Genomic DNA, 20,044 nt, shown 5'->3' with positions numbered 1-20,044 from the left:
GCGACCACAACCGGTCGCTTTTTTTTAATCTTTTTTCAATTTCTTTAACTGAGCTAACGTTTGATGATACTCAGACTCCAATTCTTGGACATCATCATTCGGACCAGGCATACTCAAGCGGCTGACAAGTTCGGTCAACCTTGTTTCTAATGCCATCTGATCGTAAACTTCCTCATCTGCGACAGGTGGATTCTCCACATACTCTTTCCATTGTTTCCATGTGCCATCAAAAGTCTTCAACCTTGAGTCTTCAATTAACCATAATTGATCCGCTGTCCTCTCGATGAAAGTGCGATCGTGGGTAACAAAAAGAATCGTACCAGGAAAATCACAAATCAATCGTTCTAAAGCTTGAATAGCTTCAAGGTCCAAATGGTTCGTGGGTTCATCCAGAAGGAGGAAAGTAGATCCGCTAGCCATCAGCTTAGCTAACGACAGTTTCACTCGTTCTCCTCCACTCAAGTGTCCGATGTTTTTGTTCATGTCATCGGCAAAGAACCTTAGGCGTGCAAGGATGATACGGATCGTGGTTTCAGATAATGAACTCCCTTCACTTGCATAGTCGTACACTCTCTTGTCTAAAGGCAGGTCTTCCAAAGTCTGATGAAAATACCCGACTTTCACTCCATGAGAAAGCCACTCGGTTGACTCTAATAAGTGGTGGATAAAGGTGGATTTCCCTGTTCCATTACCTCCTATGAAAGCTGTCTTCGATCCATTTTTTATTGATAACTTAGGAGTGGAAAAAAGATACCTCGAGCCTGCGTTGACCTTGGTCTCTCCTACTCTTCCCACTACCTTTTTACTTGAAGGATTTAATTGGTTGAACTCCATTTTTACCCGGTCCCATTCCATCGGTTTTTCTGCCTTCTCCAGACGGTCCAGTCTTCTTTCCAATGTCTTACTCACGCGCTCCACCTTCTTTTGGTGGGCAGCCGCTTTGTTTTTTCCCAGTTGCCACTCGGAATTCCCCATTCTCTTTGGAGGTTTTCTCATTCCTTTGGATTGCGACTGCTTTTGGCGGATTCGGTCTTGGATTCTGTTCTTTTCTTTCACATATTGTTCATGCTTTTCGTATTTTTGTTTTCGCTCCAATTCCTTTTGTGATTCGTAAAAATCATAGTCTCCATGGTATTCCGTAATCTCCCCTTGCTCAAGTTCCCAAATTTTATCACAGCAGCGATTGAGCAGCTTTCGATCATGGGAAACAATGACATAAGCCCCTTCATGCTTGAACAAGTTTTCTTCTAAGGCTTCGATGTGCTCCCAATCCAAGTTGTTGGTTGGTTCATCAAGAAAGAGCAGGGAATGACCCTGTTCAAACACCCGCTCCAATCGGGCAAGTGTTTTTTCCCCGCCACTCAAAGTTGATGTCTTCCATGCTTTCTCATTCATCTGTTCCAACCAACCATAAGAGGTGTACCATTCCACTTTGGGATCCACATCAAGCTTCCCTAACAAGTATTGCAGTAAGAGACTTTTCCCTTCGCCGTTTCTTCCTACTAAACCAATCCGCTCCCCTTTATGAATCCTAAGCTCCTTCATATTCAAAAGATCCCGGTTTCCGATCTGGTACTGTATATTGATTGCGCGCATTTTTAACATAAATAAACCTCCCTGAAACGTTCCAGAGAGGTTAAAGTCTACCACTGCTTTTGGGTACACCACGACATATGTGAAGGGTGATTATAAAGCAATAGAATCCTTTTCTAAAAAAGGACAGACCAATCCTGTATCTGGAACGAGTGTTGTTTCTTATTCTCATACTCGTTTAGCAACAGGATTAGTACTTCATTGCTTTATACGTCAGTCCCTTCTTTTTTTGTTATGTTTATTATATGATGAAGTGGTTTAGAAATACAAGACTAAAAGAACGGAGGAATTCTTATGGGTAAAGTCATTTTATTCATTGCTCAAAGTGCCGATGGCTATATCGCAAGAGAGGATGGCAGCATCGACTGGCTCCGGGATGATGTTGAAGAAGACTATGGGTTTGAAGAATTTTTTCATACGGTCGATACCGTCTTTTTAGGAAGAAAGACATATGATCACATCTTTGAATTAGCTGAAGAGTTCCCGTACAAGATGAAAGACGTCTATGTGGTGAGTAACACGCGCGAAGGCCATGATCATTATGCGACGTACCTTCAACCAGAACAAGTCCTGCCTCTCGTGAACATGCTGAAGAATGAACAAAATAAAACCATTTGGGTTGTCGGGGGAGCAAATTTAATTCACTATTTCATTTCTGCTGGCTTAATTGACGAATACCAAATCTTCATTCAACCCACATTGATTGGGAGGGGCATTCCACTATTTCAAAGACATGACCATGAAGAAGAACTTCATCTAAAAGAGTCAAAAGCTTACCAAGACGGTATGCTGGCGGTTACTTACGAAAGAAAGGAGGAAAAGAAATGATCCCCCGTGATTTAAAGGAGAATCTCTCTGAAGCGTATGACCGGCAATCAGAGCAACGCAACCAAACTCGTATCCAAGATTGGAAGATTCATGAGCGGATGGATTTTCTACAAAGGATAAGATATGAGAAGAAACATTCCATGCTCGAAATTGGATCCGGGCCAGGCAAGGACAGTCTTTTCTTCTCACAGAAAGGATTGGACGTCCATGCGACAGATCTGTCTGAAGAAATGGTCCTGCGCTGTCGTGAAAAAGGATTGAAAGCAGACGTCACAAGTTTTGATGACTTACCTTTTCCAAGAGAATATTTTGATTCCGTCTGGGCGTTGAATTGTCTTCTACATGTACCTAAAAAGAATTTGCCTGAAGTTCTAAGAGGGATTCGTAGAGTTCTAACCAAAGACGGGCTTTTTTATTTTGGTGTGTATGGTGGAATAAACCACGAAGGCATTTGGCCAGGTGATTTTCATGAGCCTAAGCGCTTTTTCTCCTTTTATGAAGACGACCTTCTTGAATCTATTCTAACCAAAGAGTTCAAGCTGGAAGCCTTTCATAAAATTCCGCTGGATGTAAGTGAAGGTGGTCCCACACATTTTCAAGGGTTCATTCTAAGAAAGTGAGTCAGAATTTACTCCCCTCCCCCATCATCTGAGTGATCGAACTGATGAGATCCAGGCTGCCATGATGTGTCATCATTCTTAGAGGAGAGGCTGCGACTACTCGTTGATTGTCCTATAAACCTGAAGATAAGAGCTAAAAGCACAACGACAAGGATCAGTCCAAAAATGGTTGCGAACATATCATTCCTCCTTTTTTAATACATACGAGGGAACGTGGGAATTGTTTCGGAAATTTCTTAAAGTTGATAGACGATCCCGCACGTATTTGGTATAGTCATATCATTTACCAATGGATGAAGGAGGAAAGTCAATGATCCCTGAGAAATTAAAAAAGGGAGATGAAATTCGAGTCATCTCTCCAGCTAAAAGTTTAGCAATTGTAGCCCCCGAACAACAGGACCTTTCTATAAAACGATTAAATGATGCAGGATTCCATGTTACCTTCAGTACATACGCCAAAGAAAGCGGCCCTTGCATCTCGAATCCTGTCCATCATAGAGTGGATGATATCCACGACGCTTTTTCTGACCCAAACGTCAAAGCTATCCTGACAACTCTTGGCGGGTACGACAGCAATCAACTGTTGAGCCATCTAGATTTTGACCTCATCCAAGAGAATCCGAAGATTTTTTGTGGCTACTCTGACATAACAGTTCTGTCTAACTCCATTTATAAAAAAAACGGACTTGTCACCTACAGCGGCCCGCACTTCTCCTCTTTTGGTATGGAAAAAGGAATACACTATACGTTTGATCATTTCATAAAAACATTCACGGAAACAGGACCACAGACCATACACCCAGCTGTTGACTGGAGTGACGATCGCTGGTACTTGAATCAACAGGAACGACATTTTCATCCCAATCCCGGCTATGAAGTCCTGCATGAAGGAGTGGCGGAAGGGATTTCTATAGGTGGGAATCTTTGTACGCTGAACTTGCTTCAGGGAACGTCTTTTATGCCATCGCTTGAGGGTACCGTTTTGTTCCTTGAAGATGATTTAATGTCAGATCCCCCTACCTTCGACCGTGACTTGCAATCATTGATTCATCAGCCTGGATTCTGTGACGTTCGTGGGATCGTTATTGGCCGCTTCCAAAAAGAGTCAAACATGAATGACGAAACACTTAGACAAATTCTCAAATCCAAAAAAGAGCTCGAACGAATACCGATCATCTATCATGCCAGCTTTGGCCACACCACCCCGATCTTTACATTTCCGATCGGAGGCCGTGTGAAGATTGAAGCATCTAAGCAATCCTCAACCATTGAACTTCTGGAATATTAAAAGGAGTCCGGTTCATCACCGGGCTCCTTCAATTATTTCCCTACTAAGTCATAAAGCTTATAGACTTGACCATTTTCAATTTTATCCGGTTTTTCTAAAAGACTCATCAACACACTGGCCACTTCATCAGGAGAGCGCAATTCCCCTTCTTCTTTCAATTTCCGAAATTTCTCCACATCGGCAAAAGCATCTTCGGAAGAGGCACGGATTTCTCCTTGCATGTCTGTGTCGATGACTCCAGGACTGTAGGCAAGAATGGTGTGTCCCTTTCCTTCCTGCTCAAGAGCAAGTGTCTGTGTAAAACGGTTGATGGCTGCTTTGGAGCTGCTGTATGTACTCCAGCCATGGATTGTCTTCTCTGCAGCACCAGAAGTAATGTTGATAATTCCAAGAGAAAGATCTCTTTCGTTCGCTTCTTTTACGAAGCGGTTCACGGTAAGAATGGGTGCCGTAACATTGACTTGCATATGTTTTTGCACGGCATCAGCTTCCAATTGCCCAACCGTTTCAATGGGTTCGATCACCCCTGCATTATTGACGAGATACACATAATGCGTGTCCTTGTGGAAAACCAGCTCTGTCATCTGATTAAGACCTCGATTTAAATCATCCATGTCACTCAGGTCACAGCTAATATGATGAAAGTCCACTCCTTTTTCATCTGCCAAGGCTTTCAGCTCTTCATTTCCTGAGCGGGATACGGCCACCACATTCACATTCTTTAAAATGTATTGACGGGCAATGGCCTCACCCAATCCACGGGAGGCACCTGTAACAACAGCATATTGCATACGTATCATCCTTTCTTCCATTCTCTTTTTTCCTTTCCCTTCTGAACAATCGGCAAACGCTCTGTTCAGAAACTTTACATCCCAGAATCCAAACGATATGATAAACGGAGCACAAGTGGACACATAAAGGAGTCTACCTATGAAGTATTTATTTCTGTTTATCATCTACGTTGCAGGACTTGTCGTTTCAAGTCTCGGCCTTGCGCTAATCATAAAATCAGGTTTGGGAGTCGGTCCGGGAGACAGCATCGCTGTCGGTCTCTCTATGCATTTCCCTGTTACTGTCGGAAGCGTCATGATCGTCGCTTTTGTCATTCTATTACTAGTCAATGCTAAGTTGGAGCATAAGCGTCCCCAATTCGAATCATTGATTCCCATTATCATCCGCGGAAGAACGTTGGATATCTTCCTTTACGGAATGCTTGAAAATATGGAGTATGAAGCCTGGTGGGCCCAATGGGGCATTTTCTCACTTGGTCTTTTAGCTACTGCGGTTGGAATTTCAGTATATTTACGGACTCCATTCCCCCGCATTCCTCTGGATCATTTTATGATGATCATGAATGAAAAAACGAACCAATCGAAGAGTACCGTACGCATTTTCTCTGAATCCGGCATGGCTCTCATTGGCTTTTTATTAGGAGCTCCCGTCGGTTTTGGAACATTGATTGTTGCCTTGCTGTTAGGTCCGCTCATTCAGTGGTCGTTCCGTTGGGCTCGGCCGATTGCTACCTTATGGACAGAACCAAAGAGAAAAATGACTCAAAAAGCGTGATGCTGACATCACGCTTTTCTTCATTCCTCAAAGGAGAGCTTCGTCACGCCTGTTTCTTCAAGCTTTCGACCGATTTCTTCCTCAATGGCTAAACGCTTCTCCATTTGTTCTTCTGTCAGCTTCCCTTCCATGGGACCATAAATTTCTGTCATCTCTTTTTCTGAGAGTTTCTCAACCAGCTTATCCCAGAAGCTGAACTCATCGTATTCTTCCACGTGCGTATCTAAAAGTTTCGATTCATAATCCACGTCAAGATCATGGACGCCAATTTGTTCCTGATAGGACACCTTGTCCTCAAGATTCGCTTCTTTATATTTTGACAACACAAGCTCCCGGACATCTTCAAACTGTTCATCCAGCTCCAACTTCGTTGAATTCACCATCCACGTTCCAAGGAAGACCATCTCCACCAGGGTTTCATATTGTTCTTTCGTCATTTCAAGTTTTACATGACTCATAATATACCGCTCCTTTCCTCTTTTCCTTAGCATTATAGCATATCCGCAAGGTCTCAAATTATTATCACGCTTACTCCTTTTCCACATGGGTTCCACCGTGGAGGACCCCCCCTATAGCGTACCAGGTACAACCTTCGTCCTAATTGGTTCCAGGTACGGCATGGGGAGAGGAGCAATGACTTTGGTACCGGGTACGGCCAGCAGGTTTACGGGTGCCAGATCTAGTGTTCATTCCTTCACAAAAAGAAGGAGCGAAAAAAACCGGTAGCTGTAAGCTACCGGTCTTCCTATTATTCCACTGCCGTCTGGCTTGTGAATATGGAATCTTCTTCATTGATATGCGCATCTGCCTCATAACATTTTTGCAATTTCCGGGTGACTGGGCCGGGACGACCTTCACCAATCGTTTGTCCGTCAACTTTTAAAATCGGCATGATTTCAGAGGTGCTGCTGGATAGAAACAACTCATCTGCATAAGCAAGGTCCTCCAATTGGAAGGCTTCCTCTATAAAATCAATATTTTCTTTATCACAGAATGCTTCCACTCTCATCCTTACACAACCATGCAGAATATTCTTTTTTGCAGGGTGGGTGTAAACTTTTCCCTGACGCACAAAATAAACGTTGGAAGAACTGCATTCAGTCACTTCTCCATTTTTATGGAGGATTGCTTCATAACAGCCTTTTTCTTTGGCTGTCTGTTTGGCAAGGACATTCGGAAGCAAATTTAAACTCTTAATATAACACCAGTCCCAACGGACATCGTCTGTAGTAATGACACTTACCCCGTCACGTAAGAAGGAGTTTGGACGAGGAAGATCTTTTACGTACGCATATAAGTTGGCTTGTGTGTGATCAGGGAAAGCGTGGTCTCTCGGTGCGGAGCCTCTCGTAATTTGCAAGTAAACTTTAGCATCTCCATTGACACCATTTTTCTTAAGTAGTTCATCCAGCTTTTCATACATTTCTTCTTTTTGATAAGGAACTTCGATTTTAACAGCCGCCGCTGAGCGGTACAGTCGATCTATATGTTCATCCATTAAGTAATAGTTTCCGCTATAGACACGGATCACTTCGTAAATTCCGTCACCGAATTGAAGTCCTCGTTCCTCAAACGGGTACTTCAAAGTGTCCTGGTTTACAAAATCATTTTCTGTCAAAATGTGGTCATGAATCGTCATCTCATTGCCTCCTCAAGTCATCTCTAGGTTTAACGAATAGTTTATCAGAAAAAAGGGCAGGGATGGACCCTTAGTTGAAAAACTTTTTAAATGTCACGTTTGGACCTATTCCAACGTATGAAGCTTGGAAGGTCGATGTGAAATGAGAGTACCCTCATCTGTCCCCATACAAACCCTTTTCATAAGCCCTGGATGATCAAAATTGAAGATGTGAACAGGCAGCTTGAAATCTCTTGCAAGAATAAGAGCAGACTGATCCATGACCTGGATGTTTTGAAGAAGAATATCATCATAATGCAGCCTTCCATACATTTTGGCACCTTTATGTTTGACAGGATCCGATGTGTACACACCATCCACGCCTTGCTTCGCAACAAGTATGGCATCACATTCCAACTCAATCGCTCTTTGTACAGCAGGATAATCAGTCGTCACAAACGGCTGACCATTCCCTCCTGCCAAAATGACAACCATCCCTTTCGTTAGGTGATGCATTGCTTTCAGACGTATATATGGCTCGGCTACACTTGTAATCGGAATAGACGTCAGGACCCGGATTTCTTTTTTCGATTTATTCTTCAACACGCCTCTTAACATCAGACTGTTAATAATTGTCCCTATTGTTCCTATATTATCGGCCTCTACCCTCTCGATTCCCCACTTCTCAGCCGTTCTCCCCCTGAAAATGTTTCCTCCCCCAACAACCACTGCCACCTCCAGCCCACTCTCAAGCAGCGAGAGGATTTCTTTCGCTATGTGTTCCAAACGTTGATTGTCGAAACTATCCGTACTGTCCCCTTTCAAGGCACCCCCACTGATCTTAAGTAAAACACGTGAATATCTCATCATAAGTCCCCTTTTCATGACCGTGGTAGATTAGAAAAAAAGAGCTTAGACCTGTGTCTAAGCTCCATGCAAAGCGAATCTTATCTCTCCCCATTCTTCTATGCTATCTTATGCTATGGGAAGCTTCATTCATTCCACTTCCACTGTGGTTTCCAACCAAGGGTGCTCGTATGGGACACCTTCATTGCCATCATCCATCATAGGATAAAAAGCCAAATCAAGCTCCTCCAGCTCCTTATCGTACCGGAAGTCATCGAATTGAATATAGCGAAAAGTCGTGAACGTCCCTTCCTTGGTGCCGATCGTATGTCCATTGTGTGTGGTGCCGTTGGAGTCTACAGCTTTAACTAAAAACTCAATATGTCCTCCTTCATCTTTCATCCAAGTCTCTTCCTTGTTTTTCATTACAGCATTTCCGTCTCTGTACCACATTCCAAGATACAATCCTTTGGCATCGTTCCGACTGTAAAGTTTGGTCAAAAAGACTTTCGTATCACCAATTTCCTGAGAAGAAACTGTCATCGGTTCCGGGTGTTGCCTGGGATCTTCCACCATTGGATACGCCTGGTTGTTTTTCAGTGCATTGACTTCTTTATTGTCTACATAAAAAAAGACAGCAGCAATCAATACAGCAATCAAACTGAAGATCGCCATGCGCACCTTTTTCATCCATCTCACCTCTTTTGTCATTAGAAGGTAAATCTTACCGTCATTATAACAAATTCCTTTTCACCAGGGTGTCAAATGAAGGGAGAGGTTTTGTCGATTTCTTACTTATTCAGTATCTGACATTCTAAAAATACAAAAAAACTGCCCTTTTATTAAAAGAGCAGTTTCCCTTCTATAAATATTTCTTCTGTACTTTTTTACCGCCATAACTGAAAACTACATCACGTCCCTCGACTTTCGTTTCTATGTGGACATTCCGCCCCCACAGCTGATAGACATAAGGCAGTGTTTTTTCCAAATACCCGACATCGAGTTCAACGTCTTCGAAATGATGTTTCAGATATAGCTCCCCACCCTTCACATAATCACCGTCCTGGACAGTGATATAAGGGAAGCCTCCATTTACCCTCATGGTGACAAGCTGATCGCGGACAGCTTCATGATCTTTATCCGTAATTTTATACTTCTGCCCTTGTTTTTGGAAAAGGTATAAATCCTCTCTGCGAGCCAGCTCTTTCGTTAAATAATTGCGGATAAAACTTTGATCTGATTCGATCTCCCGAACCTCGAACATTTTTTCTCTTCCTGAACCGGGTTCGACCCCATGTTTGATCATTTCATCGGTCGGATTGTCATACCGGTCCTCAATATCCTCAAAAATCTTCAAACCTAGATAATACGGGTTCAGCTGGGTCTTACTTGGCTGCACAACGCTCGCATTAAGTTTAGCGAATTCAATGGACTCATCACTCGTCAAATCCATCTCCCTTAAGATTCGCGCGTGCCAGTAGGAAGCCCACCCTTCATTCATGATTTTCGTTTCCAACTGCGGCCAGAAATACAACATCTCTTCCCGCATCATCGTTAAGATATCCCGCTGCCAGTCCTCTAGTTCACGGCTGTACTGTTCAATAAAAAGCAGCAAATCTTTCTCAGGCTTTGGTGGGAATTTCTTTTTCTTTCTAAACCTTGGTTGCTCTTCGGAAGATGATTCATCAATCTTCCAGATATCATCATACTCTGTTTGAAGCGGTTTTTCTTCACTTTCTTCTTCATCCAAGGACCAGGCAAGTTTTGGTCGGACCAGAGATGGATCGATATGTTCCTGAATAGCAAGGACAGCATCGAGGAAGGATTCAACCTCATGTTTCCCATAAACTTTATCGTACGTAGCGATACGTTCCGCCGTCGCCGCCATGCTTTCCACCATGTCCCTTTTCGTATTCTGAAACCGGGCATTATTTTTAAAGAAATCACAGTGAGCCAGGACGTGTGCTACGATCAGCTTATTTTGGATCAGGCTGTTAGAATTCAGCAGAAAAGCATAACAAGGGTTCGAGTTGATAACGAGTTCATAAATCTTGCTTAATCCGAGATCATATTGCAGCTTCATCTTGTAGTATTGTTTTCCAAAGCTCCAGTGGGAAAAGCGTGTAGGCATTCCGTACGCTCCGAATGTATAAATAATATCATCAGGACAGACTTCGTAACGCATTGGGTAGAAATCAAGCCCGAAACCTTTAGCGATTTCCGTTATTTCTCTAATCGCATATTCGAGCTTCTTTTGGTCATCTGGTCTCAAAGATGCCCCCTCCTTCGATTTTGCTTATTTTACTATATGAGGGTAAAGCAGCGAACATGAAGGTTCGGGCCATCTTCTTGTCCTCTATACTAGAATTTTAGCCATAAGATACTCATCAACCGGCCTCTCATTGATGATGAGGGATTGTTTCTTCACTCCTTCTCTTTGGAAACCCATCCGTTCATAAAACTGGACAGCTCTTTCATTATGGACCATAACCGTAAGTTCAAGCCTCGTCACACCATTTTCTCTTGCCCAAACGAATAGATGAAGGAATAGCTCCTTAGCGACCCCTTTACCGTGAAATTCTTTCAAAACTCCCGTAATCACACTTGCTGTATGTAAATTCCTTGGCGCACCGCCACCAAAAACGGTCACATGCCCTCTGGCCTCTCCGTTTATTACGGAGAGTAAGATCATAGAGTTTTCTTCCTTTTCCACCTTTTGTATCAACCTTTCCACTTGTTCTATCGTGGATTTTCTTTCGCCTTTCCCATATAGTAAAAATTCAGATTCTCCCTCCAGCTGCTCGATAAGATTTCGATAGGATGCTGCATCAAAGACCTCTGCCATTCTAATCATTGTTCAATCCCCCCTCTTTTCATATTTTATCAAAATAAAGGCTGACAAACGTCACCCTCTTCCATACCTTCCGTTGATATAAAATAGTTTATTTAGCTCTGCTTTCAAACAAGGAAGCAGAAGGATTTCAGAAACTGCAAGATCCCAGTAACCATAAAAAAAAGAGAGCAAATGGCTCTCTTCTTATGCTGCCTCCTCCTGAAGGGAAGCGTTTAGTTTTCGATTTTTTAATATAAAATAGATCATCGTTAATACAGAAGCTCCTAGAATGAAACTCGCCAAGATAGAAGCATTTTCCCACATGAAGGAAAAGTTGCCATCAGATATGATTGATTTGAATCCTGCTACGGAGTAGGTCATGGGTAAGAGTGGGTTAAACCACTGTAACGGTTCAGGGATCAATTCTAGAGGGAACGTCCCTGCACTCGTCGTCAATTGAAGAATTAATATCAAGATAGCCATGAATCTTCCAGGGTCCCCAAGCCAGGTCACAAGCATTTGTACAAGCGTCATAAAAGTAAGACTTGTGATGATACTGAACAGGTAAAAATACTCTACATGAGTAACTTCCAGGTTCAACCCATACAATATGACACTTGCTGCAATGACAGCTTGAATCGTGCCAGCCACAAACAATACTCCAAACTTTGCCGAAAACCATCCGAATCCGGTTTTTGGACTTTCGAAAGGATCACGGACTGGGTAAACAATGGTAATTAACAATGCACCTACGAACAAACCTAAGGACAAGAAATAAGGGGTGAATCCTGTCCCGTAATTCGGCACATGATGAAGGGATTCTTTTTCTACACCTACAGGAGATCCCATCATCTTCCCTGTCTGATCATCCGCTTTCACCTCATTCGCTTCTGATGAAGCGGTAGTTAGGTTTGATTCGAACTCTTTCGTTCCGGATGTTAATGCAGCTGTTCCCTCTGATAATTCCCCTGCTCCTGCTTGAAGCTGCCTTGAACCGTCTGCCAGCTGATTAGATCCATCAAAGACCTGACTCGCTCCTTGATTGAGTTCAGACGCACCGGACGCTACTTTCACAGCACCCTTCTGGACTGAATCCAGTTTTTGGGAAAAGTTCACCATAGAGTTGCTCAGCTTCTCTTGTCCTTCGGAAAGCTTGACGGCTCCCTCATACAGATTCGCCTGCCCTACGGCTAGTGTATCGGCACCTTTTTGCAGTTGAGTTTGAGCCTTAAGAAGTTCTTCAACCTTTCCATTCAACGGACCAATAGCCTCGCTAACACTTGCTGTTGCTGAGTCGAGAGAGCTTGCTCCGTTTGCGAGTTTGTCAGCTCCAGCCTCCAGTCCCTCAATCTTCTGGAGAAACTCTTTCTGCTGTTCTTCAGGCATGTTTTCAACTAGAGGCACCAATTCTTTTTTCAGGCTAGTGATTCCTTCAACTACCTGTTGTGCAGAAGTAGACACCTGATCTGAGCCTTGATTCAGCCCGGTCATACTTTCATTGAGCTTTTCTGAACCACTTTTTAACGGAGAAGTTTGCTTAATCATTAAAGACATTCCCTCACTTAATGATTCAGCCCCTTCTCTCGATTGAGCTATGCCCTCTTGCAAGCTTTCGGCTCCACCTTTGGACTCAACTGTCCCTCTTTCAAGCTGTGAAAACCCTTCTTGCAATTTCTTTAGTCCATTCCTCAAGCCAGAGGACCCGGCAGCCAACTCAGAGGCCCCGTTCCTTAGCGTTTGTGTCCCACTTGCGAGCTCCAGTTGTTTTTCTGTGAAGGTTTTTAGTCGATCTTCCAATTTCCTTGCTCCCTGGTCCAAGTCAGCAGCACCTTGATCCAGACTTCCAGCTTTTTCACTTGCTTCTGCTAAACCTTGTTGAAGTTCATTGAACTGCTCAAACATGGCAGTCGCATAGGTTTCTGTCATTTCTGCAGATAACCTTGCTTTCATCTTTTCTGTTGCCGATTCACCGATTTGGGCAGATAGGAAGTTGAATCCTTCATTCGGCACGTATTTTAATTGTAAAGCCTTTGGTGCATCATCCATCACTGTTGTAGCATCCCTTGAAAAATTTGTTGGGATTTCCACAAGCATATAGTACTCCTGCTTCTCGAGGCCTTCATAACCTTCTTCTCTTGAAACAAGGTGGTATTCGAAATCTCCACTATCTTTCAACTGGCTCACAAACTCTTCCCCTACGCGAAGAGGCTCTCCACTGAACTCAGCCCCTTCATCAAGGTTAACAATGGCTACAGGCAGATGATCCATACTGCCATAAGGATTCCAAAATGCCCACAAAAACATCGCACTATAAATCAGTGGTATAAGAAGCACTGCTAAAAACGGTACAAGTACTTTCTTGTTCTTTCCGATATGTTTCAACTCTGAGACCCAAAGCTTCCAACCATTCATTTTCCATCCTCCTAATAACATATGACTAAATTGTTCATTTGGTCAACAAGACTCAAAAAAAGAGGACCATCATTGAGGTGATAATCCTTTAAACACATAATCGTCAAATAAATGCAGGATTTTTTCCTTTGACAAAGGTGCATGTCCTTCCTCCCAATCAATAATCAGTGCCATGTATAATTTTAACATCATAAATGACGTGATTTCAGGATCACATTCTCGAATATCTCCCTCAGCCACCGCGGCTATCACTTTTTCCTTAAGGTAATCCAAAATTAAAGCCTCTATATTTTGAAGGGCTTCCTTCACAGCTGCCGTTCCTATTTCACGGGCTTCGTACACGAGTTTCACTGTCAATTGGTGGCTTTTACGATATTGAAGCAACTCAATTAGTGCTACGTGTACATTTTCTTTAAGAGACCGTTCGTCATCCATAACGGATTCCGCTTTTCCCTTCATTTCCAATAACAGCTCTGAGATAATGTCCTGAAACAGTTCTTCTTTGTTTTGGAAGAAGTTATAAATGGTCCCTTTTCCTACGTTAGCGGCTTTGGCAACATGATCCATCGTAGTAGCTTTATAGCCAAAAATGGAAAAAGATTGACGGGCGGCTTCACGGATTACTTCTTTTCTATCCAAACTCATTCTTATCACCTGACCATCTGAACAATTTAGTCATTTATAATACAGGATAGATTATACGCTTTTTGATTAGAGTTTCAACCTTTTTCTAAGATATACTGGAATACAAGCACCGAAAGGAGTTCGCAAATGAACAAGAATGTCCTTCACTCGTATGAGCAATTAGCTTCGCACTATGAATTCGAAGTTGATCGAAAGCCTTACAATGCCTACCTTGAACGTCCCGCCATGGTGGACCTACTTCCTCATGACCTTCAAGGAAAAAAGGTTTTGGATGCTGGCTGTGCAGCAGGATGGTATGCGCGCTACATGGCTGATCGAGGGTCAGATGTCACAGCGATCGATCTCAGTCCTTCAATGATTGCCGCAACTAAGCGGAGAGCAGGAAATGCCAAGGTTCATGCTTTCGTTCACGACTTGATGGATCCCTTACCAATGAAGGACGAATCGTTTGATTTCATTATCAGTTCACTCACCCTGCATTACATAAAAGATTGGGCTCCCATTTTTAAGGAGTTCCATCGTATATTAGAACCAGGAGGCACTCTTCTTTTCTCTACCCATCATCCGTTTATGGACTATATGAACCATGAGGTGGATTCTTACTATGCCTGCCAGCAAATCCAGGACGCTTGGACCGTAGGTGGAGAAAAAATTGCCATGACCTTTTACAGACGTCCTCTTGAGGAGGTTATTTCGGCTGTGACGGATCATTTCCACCTGATCAAACTCTCCGAGCCAAAGCCGACTTTAGACTTTAAGAAAGTACACCCCGAAGGATTTGAAAAAGTTTCAACAAAACCAAATTTCATCATCCTAAAAGCTGAAAAGCCAAGAACCTAAAATAAAGGTCTTGGCTCTTCGTTTTATGAGCGTTGGTCAGGGAAAATCCGGTCCACCATTTCTCCGAATTCACGGAAAAATCCTGTAACAGGTTCACCATTTCGAGCATCGTCAACATAATTGTTCGTCAAGTCTACAAAATCGGGGTTTGTAGAAATGTAGACATTATTGATATCCTGATCCGATGCTTTCACTGCTTTTTTGATTTGCTCTTCCATTTCATCAGAGACTTCGTTCTTGTCTCCTTGTGGATTATCAAGTTCTGCCGCGACATAAGCATTATCGCGTGTTTTTAATACGTAAACACGATCTACCCCATCAACATTCTTCTCAATACGGTTCGCTGCATCTTTCGCCACGTGATAGTTCGTGTTATGCACCATACCGCGATCATTGTCATACTGGTTAGCTTTTTGACCATTTTCTTCCATGTCATCAGCTGTACGCTCGAAGCTTGTATTTTCGACTCCATTATAGTTGCCATTGTCCCCAGCTTCTTGTTCTGCCTGACAGGCCACAAGAGATCCAGCTGCTAATAGACCGATGGCTAATACTTTAATCTTCATGATGTTCACCCTCCTTCCATCCATATTTACGGTTAGTATGTGTGGTTGAAAGGCAAATATGCGATTGCTAAAAACAGGAAGAAGGCTTGAACATAAAGAAAATCCTCAGTAAAAAACTGAGGATTAACGATTCAGAAACGGGATGCTCCACCATATTTGAATGAAAATTAAATAAACGAAAAAAATAGCATTAATAAATAAAAGGAAAGCAGTAACGAGTTTATAATGACCTTCCACTTTTTTATACCCGATCCGAATAAAAATAAAGCCAGCAATCAGAAGAATGTACAAACCGATAAACCATATCCACGTGTAAGGGGTGGAGGCGTCAAATCCTACTTCGTAACCAATCCCATACAGCAACCAGGGAACTAAAAAACAGAGAGTGGATAAAGGTAAATACCGTTGATCACTTTTTATGTAAAAAAGAGAAAGAATGGAAACAACAAGAGTTATTCCTCCGATGACTTCCGAAAAGACAATCATCACCTGTTGGGTTGAGTCAGCTTCAGCTGTGACTAAGCTCAAAAATAAAAACAACACCAATAAGATGACACTTCCCACATTTGCATAAAGAAGATTTTTTTCTGACATCACGAAGACTCCTTCCGCCAAAAGCAAAACTTTACCATACTATCATAACAAAATTTCCATTCATCTGCGGAAGAAAAAAACAAAAATGTGTCGGGATTCCCAGAACTGTGACGAACTCTCTGATTGAGCAACAACGCTCACGGGGATAATAAGACCACTCCTTTCATAAAGGAAGTGTCATACAATGAGTCACTATGATTACGATAAAGCTCTGCACTTCATGATCTGGGGTCAATGGGACGACTTGCTCGTTCTTATGGTACGCACAAGGGATGAGTTTCTCTCTAAAAAGATTGAAACGTTCCTTCACTCGGCTTACTACCCGAGCAAACAAAGCGAAATGCTGGAATCTCACGAAGCCTTGTTAAGCTATATCGATCATGCCCAGGCGACAACACTACAACCAAGCTTTTTCACATAAATAGAAAGACCAGGTCATCCAAATTTTGGATGACCTGGTCTTTATTTATTTTCCATTTATACACGCGGGTAATCTTGTATGAGCGGGTGAAGATGCATTTCATCAATGACCATATGTTTGGGAGCAAGAGCCATATAGACAACTGCTTCCGCAATATCATGGACCTTGAGCCATTCAGATTTTTCAGGATCTCCTTGAGTCCCATTCGCAAAATAAGTATCCACCATTCCAGGATTGATGGTTCCTGCTCGGATGCCATCTTTTCTCACTTCCTGAGCGAGTGATCCCATAAATCCTTGAACAGCGTATTTGGTGGATGTATACAGAGCCCCTCCTTCTGGAATCGTATAACGGGAGACGTCGGATGCGACCGTGATTATCGTACCAAACTTCTGCGACTTCATGATCGGAAGAACGGCTTTGGTGGCGAGAAATACGCCCTGTACGTTGATATCATAGGTACGTCGCCATTCTTCTACCGTCACTTCTTCAATGGGTTTGAAATCTCCAATTCCGGCATTGTTAACAAGAATGTCTACTTTGCCGTACGCCTTCTTCGTCCCTTCCACAACCTGGTCAATTTCGTTTTCCTCACTCACATCGGCCATATAAGCCAAGACATTTCCATACCCTTGGTTCTCTAGCTCTTCTTTTGTATGATGAATCTCTTCAGAGCTGCCGATGATGGTTAAATAGGCCCCTTTTTCAGCGAGTTGAAACGCAATCTCTTTTCCAATTCCTCTTGAAGCTCCTGTAACAATCGCTACTTGTTTGTCCAACACAAGAATTCCTCCCTTATGTTCGTTCTGGCTTTTCTTCTGTGTCTATTTTAAATCGGAAATCAAATAAATCACGTCTTCTGTCCCGAAGCTGTCGGACGGTTCCTGACTTCCGCTGCCTTCTCAGTATTTCCAAGTCAACATCTCCGACAACAACCGTTTCCACATTCGGGTTGCATTCTCCAATAATTCCGTCCCGGGCAAATTCGAAGTCAGATGGTGTAAAGATGCCTGATTGTGCATACTGAATATCCATATTCTCCACTTGTGTCAAATTTCCTACCGTCCCTGCGATGACCGTGTACACTTGATTTTCCACGGCACGAGCTTGTGCACAATAACGTACCCGTAAGTACCCTTGCCTGTCATCTGTACAAAATGGCACAAAAATGATGTTCGCTCCTTGATCAACCGCATAGCGAGCCAATTCAGGGAATTGAATGTCATAACAAATCTGTATGGCAATTTTCCCACAATCTGTGTCAAAAACTTTTACTGCATCTCCAGGCTGTATCCCCCACCAAGTGCGTTCATTCGGTGTGACATGGATTTTGTATTGCTTTTCAATCGTACCATCGCGCCTGAATAAATAAGATATGTTATAGATTTGCTCCTCTTCCTCCACGAAGTGAGACCCACCAATGATGTTCACATTGTACTTCACTGCAAGGTGCGTGAACATTTCAATATATTCTTCGGTATAAGAACTCAATTTCCGAACGGCTTGGGACGGAACTTTTTCTTCTAAGAAAGACATGAGCTGCGTAGTGAAAATCTCGGGAAAGACTGCAAAATCAGAGCCATAATCAGCAGCGACATCCACGTAATATTCACATTGCTTCGCAAATTCTTCAAAGGAGTCGATGTTCTTCATCATGTATTGTATCACCATAATTCTCACTGGATGGCTTGTTTTAAAGTAACGCTTGGTACGGGCACGATAATCAATATTATTCCATTCCATCAGCGTTGCATACTTCAAAGACAGCTCATCATCCGGCAGATAATCCGGGTTGATCCGCATAACAGAAAAGCCATTCATGATTTGGAAAGTGAGGACGGGGTCATATATGTTTTGGTTTCGAACTTCTTCCACATACTCACGCGGGGACATCTCATCTTCATACTTGTGATAATTTGGAATACGTCCCCCGATAATGATGCTTTTCAAATTCAACTCCCGGGCTAATTCTTTCCTTGCTTCATACAAGCGCCGCCCAATTTTCATGCCTCTGTATTCAGGGTGAACCATTACTTCTATGCCATACAAGTTATACCCGTCTGGATCATGATTCGTTATATAGCCTTCATCCGTAATATCATCCCACGTATGTTTATCATCATATTCATCAAAGTTAACAACCAAACTTGAACAGCTGCCGATGATTTGCCCATCAAACTCAACGACAAATTGTCCTTCTGGAAAGTGTTTCAAATGACTCTCGAGGTGTTCCCTCTTCCATGGATCCATGTCAGGGAAACACGCTTGTTGTAACTTAAAAATCTGTTCGATATCTTTATCCTGCATGTTTCTAACAATCATTTTCTTCTCATACTGAGTCAGATCAAGCTTCGACATCTTATCTTCCTCTCCTCATAATGATCATCAATCATTCTCATCGTACTCAACCTCAAACCGTCTTGTCTAGTTTAAAAGGAAGTTACTCCACTTTATGGCAGAATTGTTGAAGACTTGATTTCGAGACATTTGTGTTGTGGGTAGGGGCTGCGGGGAATGACTCGCTTTCCGCGGGATCGCCACTCCCCCACACGAAAGCGAGTTGCTTCCCAACCACCCCTGGCGCCCAACACGGCAAACGAAACCCAGGAACATCTTAAAACTGAGTCTTCCACAATCGGGAGCTATTGTGAAGTTCTGCTTATGAAGATGAAGGTGTTCAGAAATGAAATGTATGAATTGAATCGGTTCATAACTTCGTGTATGATGGTCTAAGAAGAGGTGTAGACAATGAACGGATTTGAAAGACGGAAAGAACGTAAAAAACAAAATATCTTGAACGCCTCCCTACAGTTGTTCTCAGAATACGGGGTACAAAAAGTCAGCATCCAGGAAATTGCTAAAAAAGCACAAGTTTCCCAAGTCACCATTTATAATTATTTTGGCGGCAAAGATGAACTCCTATTCGAGACGGTAAAAAAATTCATATACGAACGATTGGAACGCTTCCGTGACGTGGTCCGCGATGACGATATGGATTTCAAAAAGAAGATTAGATTTGTGATTCAAGACAAAAAAGAAAACATTCTTCATATGGATCCAGGATTTCTTCAAGCAGTGATGAGGGATCAGCCTGAATTACAGGAACTCATCCAAACCTTTACAGAAAAAGATGCCGTTCCTTTACTAATGGAACTCGTAGATCAGGGAAAAGCGCAAGGGTACGTCCATCCTGATATTTCTTTCCGTTCCATCATGTTTTATATCGAAATGTACAACCAAGCGATGCGCTCGAAAGAAGACTTGTTTGATCACTCATTACCCGAATTAACTGAAGAGATCACCCATATGTTTTTTTATGGATTGATGGGGAACCAGGACGAGCACTTGCATGAAAATTGAAAAGAAAATGCGTA

22 protein-coding genes are annotated in these 20,044 nt (G+C 42.6%); 7 read left to right on the top strand and 15 right to left on the bottom strand.

Features of this window, described 5'->3' with window-relative positions; genetic code table 11:
- Positions 1 to 24 precede the first annotated feature (24 nt).
- On the bottom strand, positions 25 to 1,605 hold the full coding sequence (gene abc-f / locus ACXACN_RS00525; RefSeq protein ID WP_474961459.1) for a ribosomal protection-like ABC-F family protein: 1,581 nt from the start codon (positions 1,603 to 1,605) through the stop codon (positions 25 to 27).
- Positions 1,606 to 1,887: 282 nt separating this feature from the next.
- Here abc-f and ACXACN_RS00520 point away from each other — a divergent pair, with 282 nt between their 5' ends.
- Positions 1,888 to 2,421: a dihydrofolate reductase family protein gene (locus ACXACN_RS00520; RefSeq protein ID WP_474961457.1), complete on the top strand. Its 534-nt coding sequence runs from the start codon at positions 1,888 to 1,890 to the stop codon at positions 2,419 to 2,421.
- On the top strand, positions 2,418 to 3,041 hold the full coding sequence (locus tag ACXACN_RS00515) for a class I SAM-dependent methyltransferase (RefSeq protein ID WP_474961456.1): 624 nt from the start codon (positions 2,418 to 2,420) through the stop codon (positions 3,039 to 3,041). The genes ACXACN_RS00520 and ACXACN_RS00515 overlap by 4 nt, the downstream gene beginning before the upstream one ends.
- Positions 3,042 to 3,049: 8 nt before the next feature.
- On the opposite strand, the gene ACXACN_RS00510 is transcribed toward ACXACN_RS00515, so the two are convergent.
- Positions 3,050 to 3,220, bottom strand: coding sequence for a hypothetical protein (locus tag ACXACN_RS00510; RefSeq protein WP_474961454.1), 171 nt, complete (start codon positions 3,218 to 3,220; stop codon positions 3,050 to 3,052).
- A gap of 131 nt (positions 3,221 to 3,351) precedes the next feature.
- On the opposite strand from ACXACN_RS00510, the gene ACXACN_RS00505 reads away from it, so the two are divergent.
- On the top strand, positions 3,352 to 4,329 hold the full coding sequence (locus tag ACXACN_RS00505; protein WP_474961453.1) for a S66 family peptidase: 978 nt from the start codon (positions 3,352 to 3,354) through the stop codon (positions 4,327 to 4,329).
- 32 nt (positions 4,330 to 4,361) lie between these two features.
- On the opposite strand, the gene ACXACN_RS00500 is transcribed toward ACXACN_RS00505, so the two are convergent.
- Positions 4,362 to 5,120, bottom strand: a complete 759-nt coding sequence (locus ACXACN_RS00500) for a (S)-benzoin forming benzil reductase (protein ID WP_474961451.1) — start codon at positions 5,118 to 5,120, stop codon at positions 4,362 to 4,364.
- 139 nt (positions 5,121 to 5,259) lie between these two features.
- Here ACXACN_RS00500 and ACXACN_RS00495 point away from each other — a divergent pair, with 139 nt between their 5' ends.
- Entirely contained in the window at positions 5,260 to 5,895 is a 636-nt protein-coding gene (locus ACXACN_RS00495) for a YczE/YyaS/YitT family protein (RefSeq protein ID WP_474961450.1), read from the top strand.
- A 20-nt stretch (positions 5,896 to 5,915) separates the two neighbouring features.
- On the opposite strand, the gene ACXACN_RS00490 is transcribed toward ACXACN_RS00495, so the two are convergent.
- The 8 genes from ACXACN_RS00490 to ACXACN_RS00455 all read right to left on the bottom strand — a co-directional run bounded on the left by ACXACN_RS00490 (position 5,916) and on the right by ACXACN_RS00455 (position 14,249).
- Positions 5,916 to 6,353, bottom strand: a complete 438-nt coding sequence (locus ACXACN_RS00490) for a hypothetical protein (RefSeq protein ID WP_474961448.1) — start codon at positions 6,351 to 6,353, stop codon at positions 5,916 to 5,918.
- Between the two features lie 290 nt (positions 6,354 to 6,643).
- Positions 6,644 to 7,534: a D-amino-acid transaminase gene (gene dat, locus ACXACN_RS00485; protein ID WP_474961447.1), complete on the bottom strand. Its 891-nt coding sequence runs from the start codon at positions 7,532 to 7,534 to the stop codon at positions 6,644 to 6,646.
- Between the two features lie 105 nt (positions 7,535 to 7,639).
- Positions 7,640 to 8,383: a UMP kinase gene (gene pyrH, locus ACXACN_RS00480; RefSeq protein WP_474961445.1), complete on the bottom strand. Its 744-nt coding sequence runs from the start codon at positions 8,381 to 8,383 to the stop codon at positions 7,640 to 7,642.
- Positions 8,384 to 8,509: 126 nt separating this feature from the next.
- A complete protein-coding gene (locus ACXACN_RS00475; protein WP_474961444.1) occupies positions 8,510 to 9,049 on the bottom strand; it encodes a hypothetical protein in 540 nt (179 codons plus the stop codon).
- Positions 9,050 to 9,221: 172 nt separating this feature from the next.
- Positions 9,222 to 10,631, bottom strand: coding sequence for a SpoVR family protein (locus ACXACN_RS00470; protein WP_474961442.1), 1,410 nt, complete (start codon positions 10,629 to 10,631; stop codon positions 9,222 to 9,224).
- A gap of 84 nt (positions 10,632 to 10,715) precedes the next feature.
- Positions 10,716 to 11,213 carry an N-acetyltransferase family protein gene (locus ACXACN_RS00465; protein ID WP_474961441.1) on the bottom strand — a complete coding sequence of 166 codons (498 nt, stop codon included), beginning with the start codon at positions 11,211 to 11,213 and terminating at the stop codon, positions 10,716 to 10,718.
- Positions 11,214 to 11,396: 183 nt separating this feature from the next.
- Positions 11,397 to 13,604, bottom strand: a complete 2,208-nt coding sequence (locus tag ACXACN_RS00460; protein ID WP_474961439.1) for a YhgE/Pip family protein — start codon at positions 13,602 to 13,604, stop codon at positions 11,397 to 11,399.
- Positions 13,605 to 13,673: 69 nt separating this feature from the next.
- Positions 13,674 to 14,249, bottom strand: coding sequence for a TetR/AcrR family transcriptional regulator (locus ACXACN_RS00455; protein WP_474961438.1), 576 nt, complete (start codon positions 14,247 to 14,249; stop codon positions 13,674 to 13,676).
- A 126-nt stretch (positions 14,250 to 14,375) separates the two neighbouring features.
- On the opposite strand from ACXACN_RS00455, the gene ACXACN_RS00450 reads away from it, so the two are divergent.
- Positions 14,376 to 15,089 carry a class I SAM-dependent methyltransferase gene (locus ACXACN_RS00450; protein ID WP_474961437.1) on the top strand — a complete coding sequence of 238 codons (714 nt, stop codon included), beginning with the start codon at positions 14,376 to 14,378 and terminating at the stop codon, positions 15,087 to 15,089.
- 23 nt (positions 15,090 to 15,112) lie between these two features.
- Here the strand turns inward: ACXACN_RS00450 and ACXACN_RS00445 are convergent, their stop codons facing one another.
- Positions 15,113 to 15,655: a YhcN/YlaJ family sporulation lipoprotein gene (locus ACXACN_RS00445; protein WP_474961435.1), complete on the bottom strand. Its 543-nt coding sequence runs from the start codon at positions 15,653 to 15,655 to the stop codon at positions 15,113 to 15,115.
- 123 nt (positions 15,656 to 15,778) lie between these two features.
- Positions 15,779 to 16,249 carry a hypothetical protein gene (locus tag ACXACN_RS00440; RefSeq protein WP_474961434.1) on the bottom strand — a complete coding sequence of 157 codons (471 nt, stop codon included), beginning with the start codon at positions 16,247 to 16,249 and terminating at the stop codon, positions 15,779 to 15,781.
- A gap of 184 nt (positions 16,250 to 16,433) precedes the next feature.
- Here ACXACN_RS00440 and ACXACN_RS00435 point away from each other — a divergent pair, with 184 nt between their 5' ends.
- The gene (locus tag ACXACN_RS00435) at positions 16,434 to 16,670 is read left to right on the top strand and encodes a YhdB family protein (protein WP_146814402.1); all 237 of its coding nucleotides are present in this window, start codon (positions 16,434 to 16,436) and stop codon (positions 16,668 to 16,670) included.
- A 56-nt stretch (positions 16,671 to 16,726) separates the two neighbouring features.
- Here the strand turns inward: ACXACN_RS00435 and ACXACN_RS00430 are convergent, their stop codons facing one another.
- Positions 16,727 to 17,452: an SDR family oxidoreductase gene (locus ACXACN_RS00430; protein WP_474961432.1), complete on the bottom strand. Its 726-nt coding sequence runs from the start codon at positions 17,450 to 17,452 to the stop codon at positions 16,727 to 16,729.
- A 13-nt stretch (positions 17,453 to 17,465) separates the two neighbouring features.
- Positions 17,466 to 19,028, bottom strand: coding sequence for a GNAT family N-acetyltransferase (locus ACXACN_RS00425; RefSeq protein ID WP_474961431.1), 1,563 nt, complete (start codon positions 19,026 to 19,028; stop codon positions 17,466 to 17,468).
- A 390-nt stretch (positions 19,029 to 19,418) separates the two neighbouring features.
- On the opposite strand from ACXACN_RS00425, the gene ACXACN_RS00420 reads away from it, so the two are divergent.
- Positions 19,419 to 20,030: a TetR/AcrR family transcriptional regulator gene (locus ACXACN_RS00420; protein WP_474961430.1), complete on the top strand. Its 612-nt coding sequence runs from the start codon at positions 19,419 to 19,421 to the stop codon at positions 20,028 to 20,030.
- The last annotated feature ends 14 nt before the right edge of the window (positions 20,031 to 20,044 follow it).

This window comes from Halobacillus sp. AWM4_238 (assembly GCF_056158265.1).
Note: the sequence above shows the minus strand (reverse complement) of the source record. Positions and strands in the feature narration are given on the sequence as shown.